At 66.5% G+C, this 7,114-nt stretch carries 5 protein-coding genes and 1 riboswitch; of the genes, 3 read left to right on the top strand and 2 right to left on the bottom strand.

Going from position 1 to position 7,114, the window contains the following annotated elements; translation table 11 throughout:
- Nucleotides 1-15: 15 nt before the first annotated feature.
- Entirely contained in the window at nucleotides 16-1,569 is a 1,554-nt protein-coding gene (locus tag AC1DBN_RS20615) for an APC family permease (protein ID WP_091718384.1), read from the bottom strand.
- A gap of 222 nt (nucleotides 1,570-1,791) precedes the next feature.
- Here AC1DBN_RS20615 and AC1DBN_RS20620 point away from each other — a divergent pair, with 222 nt between their 5' ends.
- Nucleotides 1,792-2,271: a Dps family protein gene (locus AC1DBN_RS20620; RefSeq protein ID WP_091718386.1), complete on the top strand. Its 480-nt coding sequence runs from the start codon at nucleotides 1,792-1,794 to the stop codon at nucleotides 2,269-2,271.
- Between the two features lie 110 nt (nucleotides 2,272-2,381).
- On the opposite strand, the gene AC1DBN_RS20625 is transcribed toward AC1DBN_RS20620, so the two are convergent.
- Nucleotides 2,382-3,941 (bottom strand): MFS transporter, encoded by a 1,560-nt coding sequence (locus AC1DBN_RS20625; RefSeq protein ID WP_314216629.1) that lies wholly within the window; start codon nucleotides 3,939-3,941, stop codon nucleotides 2,382-2,384.
- 85 nt (nucleotides 3,942-4,026) lie between these two features.
- Here AC1DBN_RS20625 and AC1DBN_RS20630 point away from each other — a divergent pair, with 85 nt between their 5' ends.
- Nucleotides 4,027-4,563 carry a TetR/AcrR family transcriptional regulator gene (locus tag AC1DBN_RS20630; protein ID WP_314216631.1) on the top strand — a complete coding sequence of 179 codons (537 nt, stop codon included), beginning with the start codon at nucleotides 4,027-4,029 and terminating at the stop codon, nucleotides 4,561-4,563.
- A 96-nt stretch (nucleotides 4,564-4,659) separates the two neighbouring features.
- A riboswitch (glycine riboswitch) is annotated at nucleotides 4,660-4,756 on the top strand.
- Between the two features lie 187 nt (nucleotides 4,757-4,943).
- The coding region (gcvP, locus tag AC1DBN_RS20635) for an aminomethyl-transferring glycine dehydrogenase (RefSeq protein ID WP_477724105.1) at nucleotides 4,944-7,114 on the top strand (2,171 nt) is incomplete at its 3' end.

Consider the following 7,114-nt stretch of genomic DNA (forward strand, 5'->3'; position numbering starts at 1 on the left):
TCTGTGCAGGCGTCTTTACTCCGGGACCACCAGGGCCGGGGTGTCTTTCCGGAGCGTTTCGCCGCGGAAGAAGGCGGGGCGTACCCGGGCCATGATCAGCATGAACACCGCGCCGAGCGCCAGGATGCCGACGCCGAGGATGAACACCAGTCCCACACCGAAGATTTCGGAGCCGCTGCCGAACTCGGGGGCGAGGCTGTCCACGGCGGTCTGGAAGAACACGACGAACAGGCCCACGCCGCCCAGCACCGGGCACAGCAGCCGCAACAGGAAATGGCGGGCGCTGGTGAAGAGGCTGTGCCGGAAGTACCAGGCGCAGGCAAGTGCCGTCAGGCCGTAGTAGAAGCAGATCATCAGGCCCAGGGCCAGGATGGTGTCATTGAGGACGTTCTCGCTGACCACATGCATCACGGCGTAGAACCCCGCGGACATGACGCCGGCAGCGACGGTGGCGAAGCCCGGCGTCGCGAACTTCCGGCTGACCCGGCTGAAGGGTTCAGGCAGGGCACCGTAGTGGGCCATCGCCAGGAGGCTGCGGGACGGGGACATGAAGGTGGACTGCAGGGACGCGGCCGAGCTGGAGAGCACTGCCAGGGACATCAGGATGGCGAACGGGCCCATGATGGGGGAGGCCAGCGCGGTGAAGATGTTCTCGTGGTTCTCTGCGTTGTTCAGCCCGTTGCCGGTATCGCCGACGCCGGCGAACATCATGGTGGCGATGCTCACCAGCAGGTAGATGGCCAGGACAATGACGGCGGTCAGGGTGCCGGCCACGCCGGCCGTTTTCTTGCCGTTGGCTGTTTCCTCGTTCACCGTGAGGCAGACGTCCCAGCCCCAGTACACGAAGATGGAGAGGGAAATTCCTGCGGCCACCTGGCCGAAGGTCTCGATCCTGGTGACGTCGAACCATTCCCAGCTGAAGGGGATGGCGGTCTCCGAGGTGGACCAGTTGGCGAAGGCCATGGCGACGAACAGGCCGAGTACCAGCAGTTGGAATCCCACCAGGCCGTACTGCACCACCTTGGTGGTGTGCAGGCCGCGGTAGCTGACCCAGACAGCGAGGGCGACGAACACCAGGCAGGTCAGGACGTTCAGGGCCTTGTTGTCCGCGAGGTCCGCGAGTTCCGGTGAGCCGGTGAGCTGGGACAGGAAGAGGTAGAAGAAGTCGACGGCCACGCCGGCGAGGTTGGACAGCACGATGATGTTGGCTGCCAGGAGCCCCCACCCGCCCATCCAGCCGACCCAAGGGCCAAACGCCTTGCTGACCCAGGTGAAAGTGGTGCCGCTGTCCGGTGAATCGGCGTTGAGTTCCCGGTAGGCCAGCGAGACCAGGATCATCGGGATGAAACCGATCAGGAAAATCACGGGCAGCTGGAGTCCGGCTTCATTGACGGTGGGTCCCAGCGCGCTGGTCAGGGTGTAGGCGGGGGCGATCGTGGAAATTCCCAGGACCACGACGGCGAGGAGCCCCAGCTGCCCGCCCTTCAGTCCCTTGGCGGTAATGTCGCCGCTGCCGGGCAATTGCTGGCCCCGCGCGGCGGTGGGGCTGGTGCGGAGTGCTTCTGTCATGGCACCGCTTTCTGGAAGCTTATGACCGGGGTCACTATATGAATGGCGTTCATTTAGTATGGAGGTGTGACCGCCGTCGCGCAAGAGGGAATATGAATCACGTTCGTTTATGACTGGGCGGCAGAATTAGTAAGCTCACTGAGAAATATCCGCCCAGGCCCGTGCCGGGTGGCCCGGGCGCTGATAGTTTCGAAGTTACTGGACCAATCGAGGAGGACTCCCATGAAAGCTTCACCGACCCTGACCAACAACCTGCAGGCCGTACTCGCCGACCTGATCGAGCTGCACATCCAGGGCAAGCAGGCGCACTGGAACATTGTGGGCACCAATTTCCGGGACCTCCACCTGCAGCTGGATGAGATCGTTGACGCCGCCCGCCAGTTCGCCGATGACACCGCCGAGCGCATGCGGGCCCTCCACGCGCTGCCTGATGGCCGCAGCTCCACTGTGTCGAAGTCGACCGCCCTGGCGGAGTTTCCCGAGGGCCTGATCAGCACCAAGGACGCCATCGAGCGGATCGTTGCAGCCATGGAGGCAGCGGTGGGCACCATGCGCAAGGTCCATGACGAGGTGGATGAGGAGGATCCCACCAGCGCAGACCTGCTGCACGAGTTCATTGCCAAGCTGGAGCAGTTCGCTTGGATGGTGAACGCCGAGACGATGAAGCCGACCGCCAGCGTCACCGCGCCTGACGAAAAGTAGGAGCGGACTGCCACCACAGCACGGATGAGGCGCCCGGTACCGGAGGTTGGACTCCGGCGCCGGGCGCCTTTGCCGTTGAGGCCTATGTGCTGACGCGTGCCGTGGTGCTGCTACGCGGCCTTAGGTACTTTGCGAAGTACGACGGCGGCGCAGACTGCCGCGGTTGCCATCAGGACCAGCCCAATCGCCGCCGTTACATGCACGCCGGAATCGAAGGCGGCAGCTGCGGACTGGCGGACGGCGTCGGCCAGCGGGGCCGGCAGCGCGGCCGCGAGGTCCATGGCGCCTGCCAGTGTTTCGCCGGCGCTGTGGCGGGCCGCTTCCGGGGCGGTGCTGTCCACACCTGCCGGGAGGTGCAGGTTGTGCTGGTAGGAGGCCGTGAGGATGGAGCCCAGTACGGCCGTCCCCAGCAGCGCCCCCACCTCGTACCCGGTCTCCGAGATGGCGGCCGCGGCACCTGACTTGTGCGCCGGCGCCGCACCGAGGATGAGGTCATTGGAGATGGTTTCAGCCGTCCCCACGCCCAGCGCCAGGATCAGCAACGCTGCCAGCAGCAGTGTGGGCCCGCCGTCGTGGTTCCCGAACGTCACCAGGCTGTATCCCGCGGCGCTGAACGCAAGGCCCGTTCCCACCACGAAGCCGGGGCGCACCTTCCGGACCAGCGGCACCACCACCAGTCCTGCCACCACCGTGGCAATAAGGGCTGGGATCATGGCAACGCCCGCGGCAGACGGCGTCATGCCTTCGAGCAGCTGCAGGTGCTGGGCCAGGAAGAGGATGTAGCCGTTGAAGGAGAACAGGGCCAGGACGTTGGCGGTGATGGCCATGCTGAACACCCGGTTGCGGAAAAGCGACATGTCCAGCAGAGGGTGCGGCAGCCGGAGCTGCCGCCGGACGAACACCACTGCCATGGCCAGGCCGAATGCCATGGCGCCAAGGCCGGTGCCGGACAAGCCTTCCGTAGCAACTTCCTTGATGCCGTATACCAGCGGCACCATCACCAGCAGGGACAGCGCAATGCTGGGAATGTCCACCTTCCCCGGTTCCGGATTCTTCGATTCCGGGATCAGCGCCGGACCCAGGGCGATCAGCGGCACCATGAGCGGCACTGCGACCAGGAAGACTGCGCCCCACCAGTAGTGCTCCACCAGCCAGCCACCGAAGATCGGACCCAGGGCGGCCCCGCCGGAGAACCCGGCGGCCCAGATGGCCACCGCCAGCCGGCGACGGTTGGGCTCCGCGAAGATGTTGCGGATGAGCGAGAGGGTTGAGGGCATCAGCATGGCGCCGAAGAAGCCCAGGGCGGCGCGCCCTGCGATGAGCCATTCCGCCGTTGGCGCGAACGCCGTGGCGGCCGAGAGCGCCGCAAAGCCCAGGCTGCCGGTGAGGAGCAGCCGCCGCCGGCCGATCCTGTCACCGAAGCTGCCCATGCACACCAGCAGCCCCGCCAGGACCAGCGGGTAGGCGTCCACGATCCAGAGCAGCTGTACCCCGGAAGGGTTCAGGGACTGGGCGATCGCGGGCAAGGCGAAGGTCAATGCCGTGTTGTCCACGGCCACCAGCAGTACGGGGAACATCAGCAGCGCAAGGGCCAGCCAGTCGCGCCACGGCGCCCGTGGGGCGGCAGGTCCCTGAAGTTGGGGGTCAGCGCGGTGCATCGAGGTGGTCATGGATTAACTATACCGTCCAGACGGTATAGTTTGGAGCGGCGGTTGAGTTGAGCCTCCGGCACCCCGGGAGGGCATGATGGATGGCATGCCCCGAAAGCCAGTCGCCCGCGAAGCTGTCCTTGATGCCTTCGCCACCCTGTTGATTGAGGTGGGGGAGCGCGCCGCCACCCTGGACGCCGTAGCCCGCAAGGCCGGCGTTTCCAAGGGCGGTCTCCTCTACCACTTTCCCAACAAGGAAGCCCTGATTCAGGCGCTCCTGGACCAGTTGGACGCGTTCGCCGGAGAAGACGCCGATGCCATGGCCGCCGCCCCGGAAGGCGCGGCCGCCTACTTCATCAGGTCCTCGGTGTGGGGAGACACCCCCTTGGACCGGGCCATCGTCGCCGCCACCCGGCTGGCGGAGGTGGCGCATGAAGAAACCCGCCGCCGTTTCGCTGCGATCCAGCGGCGGTGGCTCGACGAAATCGCCGCCGATGTGGGGCCGGCCCTGGCCAAGGCCGTGCTGTATATGGGGGACGGCCTCTACTTCAACGCCATGCTCTCCGTCGGCCCGGTCCCCGAAGGCGGCGCAGCTGCGGACGTGGACGAATTGCTGGCAGCACTGGAGCGGCTCCGGCGGTAGCAGGACATTTGCCCCGGGGGCCGTGGCGTAGGAGAATTAAGCGTTGTGGGAGCTGTCACCTGACGGCCCCGCGTACACATCCAACTGAATAGCCTTTGATCTGCGGCGGGAGAGTCCTGCCACAACGTCGGCAGGCGCCGTAGGAGCAAATCCTCCCCAGGAATCTCGCAGGCCCCTGTACCGCCGCGGCGAGGCACCTCTGGAAAGCAGCAGGCCGTCCAGGCGCCCGTGATCGGGTGCCGGACAGTTGTGCTCACCGACGGTGCAAGCGGGTCCTGTCCATGCAGGCGCCGTGGAAACTCTCAGGTCCAATACAGAGCGGGGAGGGACCCGAATCGCTGTGGCGTACCCTGCGCCGCCTGAGTATCTGGAGTTCCCCCGTGACGGTTAGTTCAGCCTCCACCACTTTCGTCGACCGCCATATCGGCGCCCGGCGCCAGGACCACGTCGACACCATGCTCAAGGCTGTCGGCTACGACACCGTTGACTCCCTGGTCGATACCGCCGTACCCCAGGTGATCCGCCAGGAGACGGCGCTCCGCCTGCAGGACGCCCTCAGCGAGGTTGAGGTCCTGACCGAGCTGCGCCGGCTGGCGGGCAAGAATAAAACTGCCGTGCAGCTGATCGGCCAGGGCTACTACGACACCATCACCCCGGCCGTGATCCGCCGCAACATCCTTGAGGCGCCGGCCTGGTACACCGCCTACACGCCGTACCAGCCAGAGATCTCGCAGGGCCGGCTGGAGGCGCTGCTGAACTTCCAGACCATGGTCCAGGACCTGGTGGGCCTGCCGATTGCCAACGCGTCCCTGCTGGACGAAGCGACGGCGGTGGCCGAGGCGGTCCTGCTGATGCGCCGCGCCAACAAGGCCAAGCCTGCCGCAGACGGCAAGACGGTGCTGGACATCGATGTGCTGCCGCAGACCATCGCCATCGTGAAGGGCCGTGCTGAGGCCCTCGGCTTCGAGGTAGAGGTAGCTGACCTCTCCCGGGGTTTGCCCGAGGGCGACATCAACGGCATCGTGCTCCAGCAGCCCGGCGCCTCGGGCCGCGTCTTCAACCAGGCTGAAGCCATCGCCGCCGCCAAGGAACGCGGTGCGCTGGTCACTGTTGCCGCCGACCTCCTGGCGCTGACGCTGATCACTCCTCCGGGCGAGCAGGGCGCGGACATCGCCGTCGGTTCCACCCAGCGCTTCGGTGTGCCGCTGTTCTTCGGTGGCCCGCACGCCGCCTACATGGCCGTCCGCAAGGGACTGGAGCGTTCGTTGCCCGGCCGCCTGGTGGGCGTCTCGAAGGACGACGCCGGCGTTCCCGCCTACCGCCTGGCCCTGCAGACCCGCGAGCAGCACATCCGCCGCGAGAAGGCCACGTCCAACATCTGCACCGCGCAGGCGCTGCTGGCCATCGTGTCCTCCATGTACGCCGTGTACCACGGCCCGGACGGCCTGAAAGCAATCGCGGAAACAACGCATGGCCACGCCCGCACCCTGGCGGCCTCCCTCGCGGCCGCCGGTGTGGAGGTCCTGCACAAGAGCTTCTTCGATACCGTCACCGTTCGGGTGCCCGGCCGCGCTGCCGGCATTATTGCCGATGCTGAAGCGCGCGGCATTAACCTGCGCTCCATCGACGCAGATACCGTAGGCATCTCCCTGGATGAAACCACCACGCCGGCCGTCGTCGCCAATGTCGCGGACATCTTTGGTGCCTCCGTAGGGGCCGCTGAAGGCTTCGGGCTGGAGGCCGCCGTCGAACGTTCCTCCGGTTACCTGGAGCACCCGGTGTTCAACACCCACCGGTCCGAAACCCAGCTGCTGCGTTACATCCGCCGCCTGTCCGACCGGGACCTTGCCCTGGACCGCACCATGATCCCGCTCGGCTCCTGCACCATGAAGCTGAACGCCACCGCCGAGATGGAAGCCATTTCCTGGCCCGAGTTCGCCTCCATCCACCCGTTCGCCCCGGACTCCCAGACCGAAGGCTGGCGCGAACTCATCACCGGGCTCGAGGCTGACCTGACCGAGATCACCGGCTACGACCAGGTGTCCATCCAGCCCAACGCCGGTTCCCAGGGCGAACTCGCCGGCCTCCTGGCGATCCGCGGCTACCACCACTCCCGCGGCGACCAGCAGCGCAACATCTGCCTGATCCCCGCTTCCGCGCATGGCACCAACGCCGCCTCCGCGGTCCTGGCCGGCATGAAGGTGGTAGTTGTGGCCACGGCCCCGGACGGCACCATCGACCACACCGACCTTTCCGCGAAGATCGAGGCGAACAGGGACGCCCTGTCCTGCATCATGATCACCTACCCGTCCACCCACGGCGTCTACGACGGCGACGTGACCGAGATCTGCGACGCGGTCCACGCCGCAGGCGGACAGGTGTATGTGGACGGCGCGAACCTGAACGCCCTCGTGGGCCTGGCGCAGCCGGGCAAGTTCGGCGGTGACGTCTCGCACCTGAACCTGCACAAGACCTTCTGCATCCCGCACGGCGGCGGCGGGCCCGGCGTCGGCCCGGTCGCGGCGAAGGCGCACCTGGCTCCGTTTATGCC

The sequence above is a fragment of the Pseudarthrobacter sp. 10T415 genome (assembly GCF_056394175.1).

Coding starts and splice junctions, on each gene's coding strand:
- AC1DBN_RS20615 (WP_091718384.1), bottom strand. CDS start 1,569: ATGACAGAAGCACTCCGCACCAGCCCCACCGCCGCGCGGGGCCAGCAA.
- AC1DBN_RS20620 (WP_091718386.1), top strand. CDS start 1,792: ATGAAAGCTTCACCGACCCTGACCAACAACCTGCAGGCCGTACTCGCC.
- AC1DBN_RS20625 (WP_314216629.1), bottom strand. CDS start 3,941: ATGACCACCTCGATGCACCGCGCTGACCCCCAACTTCAGGGACCTGCC.
- AC1DBN_RS20630 (WP_314216631.1), top strand. CDS start 4,027: ATGCCCCGAAAGCCAGTCGCCCGCGAAGCTGTCCTTGATGCCTTCGCC.